Here is a 15,992-nt window from a genome sequence, read left to right on the forward strand (position 1 = left end):
CATATGATTATAGAACACTACGTATCTTTAAAACCGTTTAACACCTTTGGGATTGATGCTCAAGCCACTACCTTTGTGACCATACATTCAGAAAAAGGACTTATAAAAGCACTGAGCAATTACAAAAATCCTTTCATTTTTGGAGGAGGAAGTAACATGTTACTCACAAAAAACATTGAAAATCCAGTTTTTTGGATACAACTCAAAGGTATTTCTATTGAAAGGGAAACAGATGACCATGTGTGGATAACCGCAGCAGCAGGTGAAAATTGGCACGAGTTTGTACAATTTTGCTTGGAAAAAGGATACGGAGGTCTTGAAAATCTATCTCTCATACCTGGAAATGTAGGAGCTACTCCAATTCAAAATATAGGAGCGTATGGTGTTGAAATTAAAGATGTTATGGCATATTGCCAAGCCATAAATATCCACTCCATAACTCAAAAACAGTTTTCAAAAGATGAATGTAAATTTTCATATCGGGAATCTATTTTCAAGTGTGAAGAAAAAGGAAATTATATCATAACTTCGGTAACTTTTAAATTGACCAAAAAGAATCACATTTTACATACAGAATACGGAGCCATTCGTGAAATTTTGGAACAAAAAAATATTAAAAATCCACAACCGATAGACATCTCAAAAGCAGTCATCTCCATCAGAGAAAGTAAACTTCCTAATCCGAAAGAAATTGGCAATAGTGGTAGTTTTTTTAAAAATCCGATTGTATCCAAAATTCATTTCGAAAAATTACAGAAAATATACCCTCAGATGCCTCATTATGTTGTCAATGAAGAGTCTACAAAAATCCCTGCGGGTTGGCTCATAGAAACTTGCGGACTAAAAGGCTACCGAAGAGGTGACGCAGGTGTACACCAAAAACAGGCCTTAGTTTTGGTGAACTATGGTAATGCTACAGGACAAGAACTTGTTGAGTTATCAAAATTCATACAACAAACCGTATACAACAAGTTTCAGATTCATTTGGAAAGTGAAGTAAATATCATTCAGTAGGGCACAATGTTTTGATATCCCTACTGAATCTGTGTAATTTAAATTAAATTTTTCGATGCATCAAATCAAACGCAAATTGCTTGATTTCATTTCGCTTATCTTGTTGAATATCTAATTTTTCGAGAGTTTGAATGGCTTGTTGGGTATAATATTCAATTTGAGTTTTTACGAAATCAGTGGTTTTTGTATCCGTAAATATTTTCTTTACTTTTTCAACCTTTTGAGGGGTTTCTTCCGTAGTATTATAAAGATTATACAATAAATTTCTTTGCTCATTATCAGCAAGTTCCAAAGCTTTCAAATAGAGCATTGTCTTCTTATTTTCTAAAATATCCCCACCAATTTTCTTTCCAAAAGAAGCGTCTCCAAAAGAATCTAAGTAATCATCTTGCAGTTGAAATGCCATCCCTAATTGAACCCCAAAATCATAAATCAATTGCTTATTTTCGTCTGTTGTTTTGGCAACTATAGCTCCCATCTGTAAAGCAGCTCCCACCAAAACAGCGGTTTTATATTTTATCATCAATAAATATTCTTCCACACTAACATCGTTACGTGTTTCAAAATCCATATCCCATTGTTGCCCTTCACAAACCTGCAAAGCTGTCTTGCTAAACAACTTAGCAAGTTGCTGAAAAACAATAGGTTCATAATTTTCAAAAAACTGATAAGCTATGATAAGCATAGCATCTCCTGAAAGAATAGCTGTATTTAAGTCCCATTTATGATGAACCGTTTGCTGTCCTCGCCTTAAAGGCGCCTTATCCATAACATCATCGTGAACTAATGAAAAATTATGAAAAACTTCTACTGCTAAAGCCGCATGGAGTGCCTTTTTATAATCTGTTTGAAAAATATCTGCCCCTAACAATGTTAAAATAGGACGTATACGTTTCCCTCCTAAACCTAAGATATAGTGCATCGGGGCATACAAATTTTCAGGTTCTTGCTTGGTGATATTTTCTTGCAAATGAGTTAAAAATACTTTTCTATAATTTTCAATCGACGACATATAATTTAATATGAATAAGGAACAAAATAACTACTTTAATTTGAAATATGCAAATTTGGCATACATCACGATAGACTAAACGTCAGTTTCTGAGTAAAAAAAATAGATATTTGTCTGCGAAATATATGACAGATTACACTCAAAGGTAATTAGTTTACTTGTAGATATAAACTTTTAAAACTACTGAAAATCAGCATATACGTAACAAACTGTGTTATACGTAAAAGTAAAAAAAAATAATACTTAAATAAAATTAACTTGCTATTGCTTTTTATAGATATTCTTTAAATAAATTTATAATTATTGTAGGATTTTATTAATTATTTTTTATATTTGTGCTTTGAAGGTGTGTATTTTATACCAATATAAGAATATCATTCTGAACAAAATTCAACAAGGTATTAAAAATTAAATATTTATTTTTCAGACACATACAGATTCAGAAAGACACAAAAACTCGTATTTTTCCTAAAAATAAGTAATATACCTCTTTCTGAATTACTTAAATTTCACTGAAAAAAAAGAAATATTTTTTAGATTTTTTAAGATAATTCACAAACAAAACATTTTGAGGCTATGGGATGGAATTTTGACTTGGAGGAAGAAAATAAAATAATAGCTCGGGAGTACAAAGAGCTATTAAGTATTAGTTATCAGACACTTACGGAAGATGACAAAAAACTAATTCGACTAGCTTTCGACACGGCGGTAGATGCTCATAAAGAACAACGTCGCAAAAGTGGTGAGCCTTACATTCTACATCCGATTGCAGTAGCTAAAATTGTAGCTTCGCAAATTGGTTTGGATGCCGTTTCCATTGCTGCAGCTTTGTTACATGATGTAGTTGAAGATACCGACCACACTGTGGAAGATATGGAACGTCTTTTTGGCAAAACAGTGGCACATATCGTTGAAGGACTTACTAAAATTTCCAACCTAAGTAAAGAAAAAGATATATCATTACAGGCTGAAAATTTCAGAAAACTGCTTTTAACGATGAACGATGATGTGCGTGTAATTATCATCAAAATCGCTGATCGTCTGCATAATATGCAAACGATGGACTCAATGGCGGAACACAAACAAGCCAAAATAGCTTCTGAAACCTTGTACATCTATGCTCCATTAGCACATCGTATCGGGTTATACAACATTAAAACCGAATTGGAGGATTTAGGGCTAAAGTACACAGACCCTGAGTATTATTACAGCATACTCGGTAAGATGGAAGAATCGAAAGAAGAGCAAAAAAGCTATATAGAATCATTTACCAAAATCATTGAATCATCTTTAAACAGTCAAAAAATAGAATACCGTATCAAAGGTCGTCCGAAATCTATCTACTCAATTTACAAAAAGATGGAAAATCAAGGCGTTACCTTTGAAGAAATATATGATAAATTTGCCATACGTATCATTTATAAAAGCACTCCTGAGGAAGAGAAGTTTTTAGCATGGAAAATTTACTCTATTGTTACGGATCATTTTCGCCCCAATCCAACAAGGCTTCGCGATTGGATATCAGCACCAAAATCAACAGGTTATGAAGCATTGCATATTACCGTAATGGGGCCTAAAGGACGCTGGGTGGAGGTTCAAATACGCAGTGAGCGTATGCACGAAATTGCCGAAAAGGGATATGCTGCTCACTTCAAATATAAGCACGGAAACCAGGAAGAAGCAGGGATTGAAGTATGGCTTAATCGTTTGCAAGAAGTATTGGAAAATAGTGATGGTAATGCTGTGGATTTCGTTGAGGATTTCAAACTAAACCTCTATGCCAAAGAAATTTTTGTCTTTACCCCTAATGGAGAAATCAAATCCTTACCTAAAGGAGCCACACCGATTGACTTTGCATTTTACATCCATACGGGGGTAGGAATGAAAACTCGTGGGGCAAAGGTAAACAACAAACTCGTTCCCCTAAGCCATGTTCTGAAAAGCGGCGATCAAGTAGAAATCATCACCGCTGAAAATGCCAAACCAAACAAAAACTGGCTGAACTATGCAACTACAGCTAAGGCTCGAAGCAAAATCAAATCAGCTCTCAAAGAAGAGGTTAAAACGGTAGCTGCCGAAGGACGGGAACTGTTGCAACGCAAATTGAAACAATTGAAAGTAATCCTTACAGAAGATGTTGTAAACGACTTAGTTAGCCATTTCAAAACCAAAACAAGTTTGGATATTTTTTACCAAGTTGGTACGGGAGAAATCACAAACCAGATGCTTAGAGATTTTGCTTCAAAACGTTCATCATTCTTCAACTTTTTCAAAAGCAAAATCACCAGTAAAAAGAATGTGGTGGAAGAGGTGGAAAGTTCAAATGAACACTACGATAGCATTGTTTTTGGCAAAGAAGAGGAATCTTTGGACTATACGTTTGCTAAATGTTGTAACCCTATTTCTGGGGATCCTATTTTTGGGTTTATTACTATCAATGAGGGAGTTAAGGTACATAAAAAAAACTGTCCGAATGCTATTTCAATGCAGTCAAACTATGCTTACCGTATCATGGTTGCCAAATGGGTAAAATCAGCCGAACAAGAATTTAAAGTCGCTATCCGAATTAGCGGTTTAGATCGTGATGGGTTGGTAGCTGATATTTCACAAACCATTGGAAGTAATAAATTTGTAAAAATGACAAACATAAACATAGACACAGAGGGAAATATGTTCAACGGAAAGCTATCAATTACAGTGAACAATAACGCTACTCTAAAGCAATTGATGTTAGATTTGAAACATATCAAAGGTATTGATAAAGTAAACAGGTTATAGGAAAGATTAGGAATTTAAATAAAAAATAGTATATTTGCAACCGAAAAATCGGGGTGTGGCGCAGTTGGTAGCGTACACGTATGGGGTGCGTGTGGTCGCTGGTTCGAGTCCAGTCACCCCGACTTTCTTCATTGCATTATAACTCTCTTACCATTCTATTTTCCTCGAAACGTACATCACGATAGCGAGAATTGCAAACAAGCCAATGCTTCCCACTAAAAGTGCGTAGTTCTCCAATTGAATAATCACATAAATAAATCCATATACAGCTGATAGTGAGCATCCTATAAAAAATGGAAACTTTCTGTTTTTCAATATGGATACCGAGTATAAGCTAATGAGTAAAATAACCATTAATGATGCAATAAGATACGCTTTTGAAAAGCTACTATGCTCTGTAATCGAAATCAAAAGTGTATAAAACATGATTAAAGCTAAGCCTATCATCGTATATTGAAAAATATGAATTTTTACTTTACTAATGGTTTGTATCAAAAAGAAAATTAAAAATGTAAGTCCTATAACCAAAAATCCATACTTACTAGCCCTTTCATTTTGCTGATATTCATCCACAGGGATTACAAAATCTACATCGAAAGTGTATTTTTCAATACTTGGTAACACACCAAAAGATTGTTGAGCAAAAGGACGATTGATATGTAACACTTTCCAATCAGCTGAAAATCCGCTATTTGTAATTTCTTTTTGATACGGCAAGAAATTGCCTTTAAAACTCGGATCTTTCCAATTCGATTTAACTGTACTTTCTGTAATTTTTCCAATCGGGACGATACTAATGCTTGAACTTCCATCATATTTTATCGAAAAATTAAAATTACCATTATCAAAATGCTCTTTTAGGTTAAAAAAAGATGTTTCTAATGAAGATACTACGAAATAGGTTCCTGTATGACCGTTATACTCATCATATTCAGCATAATTCGAAGAACTTTCTTCATAAATAGGCTCGAAAGGATACGATTTCCCTGATAAATTGATGGAAACACCATTTTTTATGCTTGATAAATTGGTTGTTCGAATCAAAATAGTAGCTTTATCCCAGTGAATATCTTCTTCAGGGATATTTTTTGACGAGAAATCTGGTTTTACATACTTCCCTTCGAATTCCATTTCAGCTGTGAACACCACCGACTCATAATTATTACGCTTTTTAGTTTCGGTCATCACGTTCGAAATATTTTTTAATGTCTCAGGAAAAAAGTACGCTACATTTTGTTGGGCTTTTCGCTCTATAACAGTTGTCCCTAATTTTTTGTCATAAACGGTATTTTTCTCGTAGGAAGTGTAAGGAACCTTTAAAATAGGCCCATAGAAAAACACTTTCTCCCCCCATTTTGAATTGATTTCACCTATGACTTCCTCCTGTCGGTATTTGCGTTCTCTAACTAAACTTTTTACTAATTCTAACGGAATTAGCAATACCAAAATTAAAATTCCGACCATGACCATTCGAGCGGTACTTGATTGCAACAATGTTGCGATAAATGATTTTTGATTTGATTCCATAACGTTTATTTTTATATTAATAATAAATTTAAAAGTTCTTTGAATTTCAAAGTTTAAAATTAAAAAAATAGAACTCACTAATTTTCAGTCCCTTTTATAATTTTTTCCAAGGCTAGTATATGGCTTTGGAAAGCCTTTCGTCCTTTTTCTGTTGCTTTGTAGGTAGTATTGGTTTTACGACCGATAAAACGTTTCTCTACAACGATATACTCCTCGTTTTCAAGGGATTTTGTATGACTTGCTAAATTTCCATCTGTGACGTCAAGTAATTCCTTTAAGGTATTGAAATCAGCACTTTCATTGACCATAAGTATTGACATAATCCCCAATCGTGTGCGATTATCGAATGCTTTATTTATATGTTGTAAAAGTTCCTTCAATTTTTAATTTTTATTTCCTTTAAAACAGATGTTCATCAGTATAAAATGGTGATTTTGGTACAGGTTTTAAGAAAGAGAAAACTACTCCACCCTACCCCTATCATATTTAAAATACATTAACAAACCGTAAAAAATATGACATACTCCAAAACCAATCTCCCAAAAGAGCAATCCATAGCCTGAAAATTGTACAGCCAACAAGCCCAAAATAACTTCAGTTATTCCCAAATAACGAACATCCCCAAAGGTATATCTACTGACATTCACACAAGCTAAACCATAGAAGATCAAAGTCATAGGTGCTAATAATCCATAATATTCATTCTTTAGCAGCAAGAAAATCAGTATCCCCCCTGTAAGCATTGGAATGGCAAAATTCCAAAAAGCACGTTTCGAAGTGGCGTTGATTAAAGTTTCTCCCCTACGTCTTGCTTTGCGTTGTGATAATATATAAGCCGTTACTAATGAGAGTATCAATACAGTTGCTGCAACTCCTAAAATAGCCTTAAACGTTTTACTTTCTAAGATAACAAATTGATTATAAGCATAATGTTTTTCAAGCAAAAGATGAACAACATAGGCTCCAATGAGTGCATACACTCCAGCTAACACTCCAGAAAGTCCACTCAATGACAGAAATTGAGTAGATTTTCGCATCATTTGTTTAATATGCTGTAAATCTTCTAAATAGCTTTTATCTTCCATTTTTAAAGTCCTTTGAAATGCAAAGTAACAACGAAAAAAGGAAATAACAAAACTTTCTCGCATATTTTTTGTAAATTTGACCTCCGATATTCGTACGTAAACGTTTTTTAAATAAAGATAAAGTTGTAATAATTTGACATACTTATGAAAACAATTCAGTATACTATAATTGTATTATTAATCTTACTATCAACATCTTGCAAAAATAAAATCACTGAGAAGGAATTGGTGCTACTCAATGGGTATTGGGAAATTGAAAAGGTTATCTTAGCTGACAAATCTGTAAAAATATACGAAATAAATACAACCTACGATTATATCGACTTGAAGGATAACAGCGGATTTCGTAAAAAGGTTTATCCACAACTTTTTGGTAAGTACCAAACGAGTGAGGATGCCGAATTTTTCTCAATCGTCAAAAAAGGTAATACTTGGGAGATGAATTATACCTCCAAAGACAATAAATGGGTAGAAACCTTGGAGTCGCTATCGGAAAAATCATTTACGGTGAAAAATACAGCGGGAATTGAATACTTCTACAAAAAAGTGGAAAGACAGGAATAATCTATCAAAAAATTATTTTATATCCTCAGAAATGATAAATATCATATTTATACGCAAAAAACAAACAATTTATTGTGATAAACGTAATTTTTAAGATTTATTTTTTCATTTTATAAAAAATAGTGTGTATATTTGTGCTATCTTGTATAAGAGATTAAAAAATCTCTTATAGAGATATGAAAGTTATTTAAACAAACTAATACCATTGCAAATGAAAAAACATTTCTTAACAACGTTATTATTCCTTGTGGGATTTAGTACTTTGGTCGCACAAGATTTCTCTGTTGACGCTAATTTCAGAACTCGATCTGAATATCGGCACGGTCAGGGAAGGCTTTTTCAAAAAGAAGAGAAACCTGCTTTTTTTGTAAACCAACGAGCTCGATTGGGAACTTCCTATCAAAACGAGTGGTTAGAACTTCGCTTGACAGCACAGCAAATTTTTACTTGGGGCGATGCACAACAACCTCAAGCAGAATTAAAAAATCATTTAGGTTTTTTTGAAGCTTGGGCAAAAATGCAAATTGATGAAAATTGGAATGTAAAATTAGGACGACAAGTCATTTCGTATGATGATGAGCGGATCTTAGGAGGATTGGATTGGTCTCAATATGGTCGTTTTCATGATGCAGCAGTCGTTTCGTATAAAAATTTTCTAAACGTTGGGTTGGCATTCAACCAAGAAGGACAACTTAACGTAGGAAACGCTTATGCCATTGGAAACACTTCAAAAAACACATACAAAACGATGCAGTTTTTAAGAGCCAACAAAAAATGGCAGGACAATTCACTTAGCTTTTTGTTTATCAACAATGGATTTCAAGACTTTGACTCATCAGGAAAACAAGATGGTGTGTCGAACATGCAAACCACTGGTTTTTACGGTATTTTCCCGATATCAAGCCTAATGCTGGAAGCAAGTGCTTATTACCAATTTGGAAAATTTCAAAAAACAAGCGTTTCGGCATATCAACTTCGGGCTGAGTTAATTTATAAGACACAGGAGTTTACCGCAGGATTGGGAATGGAAATGCTTAGCGGTAGAGACTATGATGACACTTCTGCTAAAATCAAAAGTTTCAATCCTCTGTACGGAACGGCTCACAAGTTCAACGGGCATATGGATTTTTACTACTTAGGTCAAAATTTACAGGGAACCACAGGACTCAACGATATCTATGCTAAAGCCATTGTTAAATTCAATGAGAAATCAAATTTGCTATTCATGCCGCATATTTTTATGAGCAATGCAAAACGTGCTGATAACAAAAGCTATCTCGGAACCGAGTTAGACTTTATGTTCACACAGCAATTCCGCAAAGATGTTGGCTTAAACATTGGATACTCACATCATTTGCCTTCTGATGCCATAAAAACGCCCATAACTCACGATATGCAAAATTGGTTCTGGGTGCAATTGAACATAAAACCAACCTTATTCACTACCAAACAGTAAGATACTCTTTCTTACAAAAAAACTTGTAATATTCCGCTTGATTATTGAGAATCAAGCGGTTTTTTTATGAGTACTTTCAAAATTATTCATCGAATAATATCATTTAGATTACAAATTACAGGTGCAACATCAATAAAGATTTTAAAAACAAAGTGAATCATGTACCTATTTTTTACTATATTTGCAAGGTAATTAATCAGATATGAAACAAAAATTGTTCGATTTTCGTTTTTTTTTGGAAAAACACGGATTTGCAGTTTCCTCTCGAATAGCAGAAAAGCTAGGTGTACGAGCTAAAGATGTACGTATATTTTTCATATACAGCACGTTTGCTACACTCGGAGCTTGGTTCGGAATCTATCTGTTATTAGCATCTTTATTAAGGATAAAAGACCTATTCTACACCAAACGAAGTTCTGTTTTTGATTTGTAAATCAACTAGAAAAGCTCAAAAACAGACATAGCCTTAAAGGTTAAATCTACCCGATAAAAATATTTTTACGATTATTTTTAACTTCCCTATCCTTTTCGTATATTTGCACCTCTATTTTTTCATAAAACATAAGGAAATAAACACTTTATTTCCAAGATATTTGTGTTACAAGATTTACATACATTTTTAGATAATTAATTAATACATAGCATAAAAAAATAAACATAATGAACGAAATAGATTATACATTCATACATAGAGATTTCAAAATTGACAATTTTCCAATGGACAGAGAACGGTTGCTTATCTTGGCTACCGACTATGTAAAAAACGGAGAGAATCATCTGAAATCTGTCGGAGATTTCTTGTTAAATTGGTTGGATAATCGTGACTTTATTGAAGCAACTACTTCTGGTTCAACAGGTGTTCCTAAGGTAATACATTTGAAAAAGCAGTTTATGGTCAACTCAGCATTGGCTACAGGTAAATATCTAAATTTATCACCTAAAAATACGGCTCTTTTCTGCTTACCAGCTGATTTCATTGCTGGAAAAATGATGATTATCCGTTCTATCATTTTAGGATTGCATTTAGATATCATCCAGCCCTCGTCAATGCCTTTAGCATTAACTAACCGTGACTATGATTTCTCAGCGATGATTCCTTTACAAGCTTCAAAGTCGTTGTACGATTTACATCGGGTGAAAAAATTGATTTTGGGAGGAGCTTCCATCGATGAAGATTTGGAAAACAAATTGCAAAATGTTTCTACACATGTTTACTCTTCATATGGAATGACGGAAACTATCTCACATATTGCAATGCGTAGAGTGAATCACACCGCTACCCACGAAGAAAGTTACAAAGCACTACCGGGTGTTACCTTTTCACAAGATGACCGAAAATGTTTGGTAATCAACGCACCTCAAATCGCGGATCATTTGGTGGTTACGAATGATATTGTGGAACTAATATCTCAAACTGAGTTTATTTGGGTGGGACGTTACGATAATGTAATCAATTCGGGCGGATTCAAAGTATTTCCTGAAAGTGTGGAGCGTAAAATGAAAAAATATATCAAAAACCAGTACTTTTTAACCAGCGAACCTGACGAAAAACTTGGGGAGAAAGCGGTTTTATACATAGAAGGTAATGAAAAAGATTATCCAACTTTATCGCATGATTTGTTTGTTGATAAAGATATGTTAAAATTGGAAGTGCCACGAGCTATTTATTTTGTTCCAAAATTTGAATACACAGATAACGGGAAGGTTCGAAGAGACGAAACTGTGAAAAAACACAACAAATAAGTATGTTTTTCAGATAGATAAAAAACTCAAAATTCGTGTTTTTATGTGCGTTTTTTGAGTTTTTTTTATGAAATTTGAGTCTTTCACATAAAAGTAAATAATGTTTTCCTAAATTCAAATTGCGTTATTAATCATCGTAACTACACCAAAAATTGACAAATGTAGCTGATGAATATAATATGAGAAAGTTTTTTAAAAAACATACTCCTGTAAAATAAAATTCAGAATCCAAAAAAAATGAATCCTAATTTAAAAAAATTCATACCATATATATACCCATATAAGAAATACGCTTTCTTAAATGTGCTTTTTAATGTATTATATGCATTATTCAGTGCTTTGTCGTTTGTATCATTGATTCCCATGTTGGACATTTTGTTTGGAAAGAAAGAGAGCAGGGTTTACGAAGTGCCCACTTTCTCTGGAAACGTCTCCGATTTAGTGGACTACGGAAAAAAATGGCTAAACTACAAAATTTCGAATATGGTAGGTGAGGATTCTGTATCAGCACTCACTATTGTCATCTGTTTGGTAATTTTGTTGTTCTTACTGAAAAATTTATTTAACTATATAGCAGTATTTTTCATTACCCATTTGCGAAATGGCGTTTTGAAAGATTTACGTAACAAACTCTATAAAAAAATTACCAATCTACCGCTTTCCTACTTTTCAGAACAACGAAAAGGAGACATCATAGCTCGTGTGGCTGGTGATGTAGGAGAAGTTCAGCATTCCTTTTTATCTATATTAGAACTCATTGTACGTGAGCCTCTTACAATTATATTTTCAATTGTAATGATGCTCGGTATCAGTATAAAATTAACCATTTTCACTTTTGTATTTATTCCACTTTCAGGGTGGATTATTTCCAAAATAGGAAAATCACTAAAAAAGCAATCCACAAAAGTACAGCAAGAACAAGGCAAATTTTTATCACTCATTGAAGAAACCGTCGGCGGATTGCGAGTTGTAAAAGCATTCAATGCCGAAAAAACTTTCCAAAAAAGATTTGAGGAGTCAACGCATCGTTTTTTTAAATTGGCAAATAATTTAGGTAACCGACAAAACTTAGCCTCGCCCATGAGCGAATTTTTAGGAATATTGATGATTGCTACGCTTTTATGGTTTGGTGGAACAATGGTTTTGGTGGAAAAAAGTTTAGATGGAGCTGCGTTTATCGCTTTTATGGGATTGGCTTACAACATTTTAACCCCTGCCAAAGCAATTAGCAAAGCCTCGTACGATTTCCGTAGAGGAAATGCCGCAGCCGAACGCGTATTCGAGATTTTGGAATATGACAATCCAATTAAGGAAAAAGAGAATGCAACCGAAATTTTTGATTTTTCATCAGCTATTTCACTGAAAAACATCACATTCCGATACGGAGAACAAAACGTTTTAACTGATTTTTCACTAGAAATTCCCAAAGGAAAAACCATTGCTTTGGTGGGGCAATCGGGAAGTGGAAAAAGTACGATCGCCAATCTTATAACTCGCTTTTACGATGTTAATGAAGGAACTATCGAAATCGATGGAATAGACATCAAACAACTAAAAATAAGTCATTTACGCAGACTTATCGGCGTGGTCTCACAAGATTCAATCTTATTTAATGACAGCATAAAGAACAATTTACTGATAGGAAATCCGACTGCTAACGATGAGGCTATTTTGGACGCATCCAAAGTGGCAAATGCTTACGAATTTATCAAAGACCTACCCGAGGGGTTTGACACAAACATAGGTGATTCCGGCAGTAAACTCAGTGGTGGGCAAAAACAACGGTTGAGTATCGCCCGTGCTGTTTTAAAAAATCCACCCATTATGATTTTAGATGAAGCCACCTCAGCATTAGATACGGAAAGTGAGCGTTTGGTACAAAGTGCTTTGGAAAATATGATGAAAAATCGAACTTCAATTGTCATTGCTCATCGACTTTCAACCATCCAAAATGCGGATTTAATCGTGGTAATGCAAAAGGGGCGCATCGTAGAACAAGGTACTCATGGAGAGTTACTTGCCAAAGATGGCGTATATCGAAAACTGGTAGAAATGCAATCTTTTGAAACATAAAATTTGGACGAAAAAGAGCTCATATCACAACTTCAAAATGAGAAAAAAAGAGGAAAGGCTTTTGAAATTTTGGTCGATTTGTACCAAAAGCGACTTTATTGGCATATCCGTCGTATTGTAATTTCACACGATGATGCTGATGATGTATTACAAGAAACATTTATCAAAATTTTCCGAAGTATTGAAAATTTCAGAGGAGATAGCTCTTTATTTTCATGGATTTACCGCATAGCGACCAATCAAGCTCTTGATTTTTTGAAAAAGAAAGCTAATGAGAAAAATTGTACTATCGAAGATTTGCAATACGACCGAAGTTCGCACTTAGAAGCTGATACTTATTTTGAAGGCGACGAAATTGAGCGAAAATTCCAACAAGCCATATCTTCGTTACCTGAAAAACAGCAAATTGTATTCAATATGAAATATTTTGAAGAATTGAAATATGAGGAAATTTCTGAAATTTTGGGTACTTCAGTGGGAGCGTTGAAATCTTCATATCATCATGCTGTACAGAAAATTAAAAATTATTTAGAAAGTCATTAAACTTTTTTACTTTTTTATCGTCTTAGAGGAAATGAACGAAGATAATTTACATATTCAATCGGGAATGCAACTGCCCGAAAATTATTTTGACCAGTTCAAAAAGAAATTGATGAATAGGGTTGAATTGGAAGAGTATGCACCTAATAAAGAAACATTTATTGTTCCAGAGAGGTATTTTGAGAAGTCAAAACAAGCTATTTTGAAAGCTACAACGAAAAAAACGAAAACACGGATGTTCTCATTTGTCAGATATGCCGTAGCATCGGTTTTTACAGCTCTCATACTCTCTTCTGTTTGGATGTATACATCTCACAATCAAAATAATAACGTTCATTTTTCGGATTTAACTTCGGCAGAGATTCAGGGTTATTTCAGCGATATATATATCGAAGATAAATCTTACCTGATAGTTGAAGAATCTGAAGATGTTCACTTAGATAATTTTTTGGTTGGGGACATACAATCCTTTGGAAATATTGACAGTTACTTGTCAGAATACGATTATAGATTAGATGAATATTAAAAAAAATAGGTAATTATGAAATTGATTTATACTTTCTTGTTATTTAATTTATTTACTTTTTCTATTTTTGCTCAAAAAGAGGATAACTATGAGCGTATAAAAACTCTAAAAATAGGATATATCACCGAAGAAGTGAGTTTAACTGCTGAAGAGGCAAAAAAGTTTTGGCCTATATACGAAAAATATAATAAAATTTTACACGATTTACATACCGAAGCCAAAACGTGTCGTAGACATGGTTTTTCTAAGAAAGAGAATCTGACCGAAAAAGAGGCTTTGGAAATTTTGAAAAAAGACACTGAATTAGGAGATAAAATTTCAAAAATAAGCAAGGATAAAGATAAAGAACTTTTAAAAGTTATCTCTGCACGAAAATTAGTATTATTGAAAAATGCAGAAAGAGATTTTCATAGAAAACTAATGACACAGTACAAAAATTCGAAATAAATACCTGCTTCTTCGAAGTTACATTATAAGACAACAAGAGACCGTTTGAATATGGTCTCTTGTTGTTTTGTGAACATTTTTATTAGAAGTCCAAATCTAATAAGAAGAATTTATTTCTTCAGCAGTTTCAAATAATCACCATACCCTTCCTTTTTCATTTCTTCCTTTGGAATGAAACGCAGAGAAGCACTATTGATACAGTAACGCAATCCTCCCTTGTCCAAAGGTCCATCTGTAAATACGTGTCCTAAATGAGCGTCACCTGTTTTGCTTCGAACTTCTACACGGGTCATTCCGTGCGATTTATCTATTTTCTCCGCAATGAGTTTTTTATCAATCGGTTTGGAAAAACTTGGCCAACCGCATCCCGATTCAAATTTATCTGTTGAAATGAAAAGAGGCTCACCTGTGGTAATATCCACATAAATTCCTTCGCGAAATTCATTCCAATATTCATTGTGAAAAGGACGTTCCGTAGCGTTTTTCTGGGTTACATTATACTGAATTTCAGTTAATTGCTTTTTTAAAACCTCATCATTGGGCTTTTTGTACACCTTTTTGTTGTTCTTAGGCAATGGATTGGCTTTTTTTGCCATCTGAAACAATTTAGGACTGATATGGCAATATCCTTCTGGATTTTTATCCAAATAATCCTGATGAAAATCTTCTGCATCATAGAAATTTTTCAATGGTAAATTCTCTACCACAATCGGCTGATTGTACTTGGAAGCTAATTCGTTAAGCGATTTTTCAATGATTTTTCTATCGACATCATCCGTAGTGTAAATCCCTGTGCGATAACGAGTTCCTATATCGTTTCCTTGTTTGTTTAAACTGGTTGGGTCGATAGTTTTGTAGAATAAATCCAAAAGCAATTGTAAATCAACCTCTTTCGGGTCATAAACAACTTTCACAGCTTCCGTAAATCCCGTTTTATCGGTATATACTTCTTCATAACTTGGCCTTTGGGTATTTCCGTTGGCATACCCAACTTGAGTGGCAATAACACCACGAATTTGCTTAAAGAAGTGTTCTGTTCCCCAAAAACAACCTCCCGCAAAATAAATTTCTTTCATATCCTTTTTGTTATTCTTTGTTTTGATATCCATATTCTGCTTTTTCATAACTGACTCTTGAATTTTCACTGATTCCTTTGAGATTTTGCATTGACTTGTAAGCAAAATCATGATAGGCAATACCGCCATAAAAGTAATTATATTTTTCATT

15 protein-coding genes and 1 tRNA gene are annotated in these 15,992 nt (G+C 33.8%); 11 read left to right on the forward strand and 5 right to left on the reverse strand.

Annotation, left to right across the window (positions count from 1 at the left end; translation table 11 throughout):
- Window positions 1-3: 3 nt before the first annotated feature.
- Window positions 4-1,014, forward strand: a complete 1,011-nt coding sequence (gene murB / locus CGC52_RS01345; protein WP_095893216.1) for a UDP-N-acetylmuramate dehydrogenase — start codon at window positions 4-6, stop codon at window positions 1,012-1,014.
- A gap of 43 nt (window positions 1,015-1,057) precedes the next feature.
- Here murB and CGC52_RS01350 read toward each other — a convergent pair whose 3' ends face one another.
- Window positions 1,058-2,026 carry a polyprenyl synthetase family protein gene (locus CGC52_RS01350; protein WP_095893217.1) on the reverse strand — a complete coding sequence of 323 codons (969 nt, stop codon included), beginning with the start codon at window positions 2,024-2,026 and terminating at the stop codon, window positions 1,058-1,060.
- Window positions 2,027-2,602: 576 nt separating this feature from the next.
- On the opposite strand from CGC52_RS01350, the gene CGC52_RS01355 reads away from it, so the two are divergent.
- Window positions 2,603-4,804, forward strand: coding sequence for a bifunctional (p)ppGpp synthetase/guanosine-3',5'-bis(diphosphate) 3'-pyrophosphohydrolase (locus CGC52_RS01355; RefSeq protein WP_095893218.1), 2,202 nt, complete (start codon window positions 2,603-2,605; stop codon window positions 4,802-4,804).
- A gap of 49 nt (window positions 4,805-4,853) precedes the next feature.
- Window positions 4,854-4,926: transfer RNA gene (locus CGC52_RS01360), tRNA-Pro, on the forward strand.
- Window positions 4,927-4,951: 25 nt separating this feature from the next.
- On the opposite strand, the gene creD is transcribed toward CGC52_RS01360, so the two are convergent.
- From creD to CGC52_RS01375, 3 genes are all read right to left on the reverse strand, one after another.
- Window positions 4,952-6,331 carry a cell envelope integrity protein CreD gene (creD, locus tag CGC52_RS01365; RefSeq protein ID WP_042006220.1) on the reverse strand — a complete coding sequence of 460 codons (1,380 nt, stop codon included), beginning with the start codon at window positions 6,329-6,331 and terminating at the stop codon, window positions 4,952-4,954.
- Between the two features lie 77 nt (window positions 6,332-6,408).
- A complete protein-coding gene (locus tag CGC52_RS01370; RefSeq protein WP_042006222.1) occupies window positions 6,409-6,711 on the reverse strand; it encodes a transcriptional regulator in 303 nt (100 codons plus the stop codon).
- Window positions 6,712-6,792: 81 nt separating this feature from the next.
- On the reverse strand, window positions 6,793-7,416 hold the full coding sequence (locus CGC52_RS01375; protein ID WP_095893219.1) for a hypothetical protein: 624 nt from the start codon (window positions 7,414-7,416) through the stop codon (window positions 6,793-6,795).
- Window positions 7,417-7,560: 144 nt separating this feature from the next.
- On the opposite strand from CGC52_RS01375, the gene CGC52_RS01380 reads away from it, so the two are divergent.
- From CGC52_RS01380 to CGC52_RS01415, 8 genes are all read left to right on the forward strand, one after another.
- Complete coding sequence (locus CGC52_RS01380) at window positions 7,561-7,980, forward strand: hypothetical protein (RefSeq protein ID WP_232751828.1); 420 nt, start codon at window positions 7,561-7,563, stop codon at window positions 7,978-7,980.
- A 211-nt stretch (window positions 7,981-8,191) separates the two neighbouring features.
- Complete coding sequence (locus CGC52_RS01385) at window positions 8,192-9,436, forward strand: alginate export family protein (protein WP_095893220.1); 1,245 nt, start codon at window positions 8,192-8,194, stop codon at window positions 9,434-9,436.
- Window positions 9,437-9,638: 202 nt separating this feature from the next.
- Window positions 9,639-9,869 (forward strand): hypothetical protein, encoded by a 231-nt coding sequence (locus CGC52_RS01390; RefSeq protein WP_042006231.1) that lies wholly within the window; start codon window positions 9,639-9,641, stop codon window positions 9,867-9,869.
- A 227-nt stretch (window positions 9,870-10,096) separates the two neighbouring features.
- Complete coding sequence (locus tag CGC52_RS01395) at window positions 10,097-11,179, forward strand: AMP-binding protein (protein ID WP_042006233.1); 1,083 nt, start codon at window positions 10,097-10,099, stop codon at window positions 11,177-11,179.
- Between the two features lie 237 nt (window positions 11,180-11,416).
- Window positions 11,417-13,252 (forward strand): ABC transporter ATP-binding protein, encoded by a 1,836-nt coding sequence (locus tag CGC52_RS01400; protein ID WP_042006235.1) that lies wholly within the window; start codon window positions 11,417-11,419, stop codon window positions 13,250-13,252.
- 3 nt (window positions 13,253-13,255) lie between these two features.
- Window positions 13,256-13,795 carry an RNA polymerase sigma factor gene (locus tag CGC52_RS01405; RefSeq protein WP_042006236.1) on the forward strand — a complete coding sequence of 180 codons (540 nt, stop codon included), beginning with the start codon at window positions 13,256-13,258 and terminating at the stop codon, window positions 13,793-13,795.
- A gap of 31 nt (window positions 13,796-13,826) precedes the next feature.
- Complete coding sequence (locus tag CGC52_RS01410) at window positions 13,827-14,318, forward strand: hypothetical protein (protein ID WP_042006237.1); 492 nt, start codon at window positions 13,827-13,829, stop codon at window positions 14,316-14,318.
- A 15-nt stretch (window positions 14,319-14,333) separates the two neighbouring features.
- Entirely contained in the window at window positions 14,334-14,765 is a 432-nt protein-coding gene (locus CGC52_RS01415) for a hypothetical protein (RefSeq protein ID WP_095893221.1), read from the forward strand.
- A gap of 110 nt (window positions 14,766-14,875) precedes the next feature.
- Here the strand turns inward: CGC52_RS01415 and msrB are convergent, their stop codons facing one another.
- On the reverse strand, window positions 14,876-15,991 hold the full coding sequence (msrB, locus tag CGC52_RS01420; protein WP_095893222.1) for a peptide-methionine (R)-S-oxide reductase MsrB: 1,116 nt from the start codon (window positions 15,989-15,991) through the stop codon (window positions 14,876-14,878).
- Window position 15,992 lies beyond the last annotated feature (1 nt).

It is taken from the genome of Capnocytophaga sp. H2931 (assembly GCF_002302535.1).
GTDB classification, from domain to species: domain Bacteria; phylum Bacteroidota; class Bacteroidia; order Flavobacteriales; family Flavobacteriaceae; genus Capnocytophaga; species Capnocytophaga canis.

What these genes read in the sequence shown, in the direction of transcription:
- CGC52_RS01390 (WP_042006231.1), top strand. Translation starts at nt 9,639, where the DNA reads ATGAAACAAAAATTGTTCGATTTTCGTTTTTTTTTGGAAAAACACGGA.
- CGC52_RS01380 (WP_232751828.1), top strand. Translation starts at nt 7,561, where the DNA reads ATGAAAACAATTCAGTATACTATAATTGTATTATTAATCTTACTATCA.
- CGC52_RS01375 (WP_095893219.1), bottom strand. Translation starts at nt 7,416, where the DNA reads ATGGAAGATAAAAGCTATTTAGAAGATTTACAGCATATTAAACAAATG.
- CGC52_RS01400 (WP_042006235.1), top strand. Translation starts at nt 11,417, where the DNA reads ATGAATCCTAATTTAAAAAAATTCATACCATATATATACCCATATAAG.
- CGC52_RS01385 (WP_095893220.1), top strand. Translation starts at nt 8,192, where the DNA reads ATGAAAAAACATTTCTTAACAACGTTATTATTCCTTGTGGGATTTAGT.
- CGC52_RS01415 (WP_095893221.1), top strand. Translation starts at nt 14,334, where the DNA reads ATGAAATTGATTTATACTTTCTTGTTATTTAATTTATTTACTTTTTCT.
- CGC52_RS01350 (WP_095893217.1), bottom strand. Translation starts at nt 2,026, where the DNA reads ATGTCGTCGATTGAAAATTATAGAAAAGTATTTTTAACTCATTTGCAA.
- murB (WP_095893216.1), top strand. Translation starts at nt 4, where the DNA reads ATGATTATAGAACACTACGTATCTTTAAAACCGTTTAACACCTTTGGG.
- CGC52_RS01410 (WP_042006237.1), top strand. Translation starts at nt 13,827, where the DNA reads ATGAACGAAGATAATTTACATATTCAATCGGGAATGCAACTGCCCGAA.
- CGC52_RS01395 (WP_042006233.1), top strand. Translation starts at nt 10,097, where the DNA reads ATGAACGAAATAGATTATACATTCATACATAGAGATTTCAAAATTGAC.
- CGC52_RS01355 (WP_095893218.1), top strand. Translation starts at nt 2,603, where the DNA reads ATGGGATGGAATTTTGACTTGGAGGAAGAAAATAAAATAATAGCTCGG.
- msrB (WP_095893222.1), bottom strand. Translation starts at nt 15,991, where the DNA reads ATGAAAAATATAATTACTTTTATGGCGGTATTGCCTATCATGATTTTG.
- creD (WP_042006220.1), bottom strand. Translation starts at nt 6,331, where the DNA reads ATGGAATCAAATCAAAAATCATTTATCGCAACATTGTTGCAATCAAGT.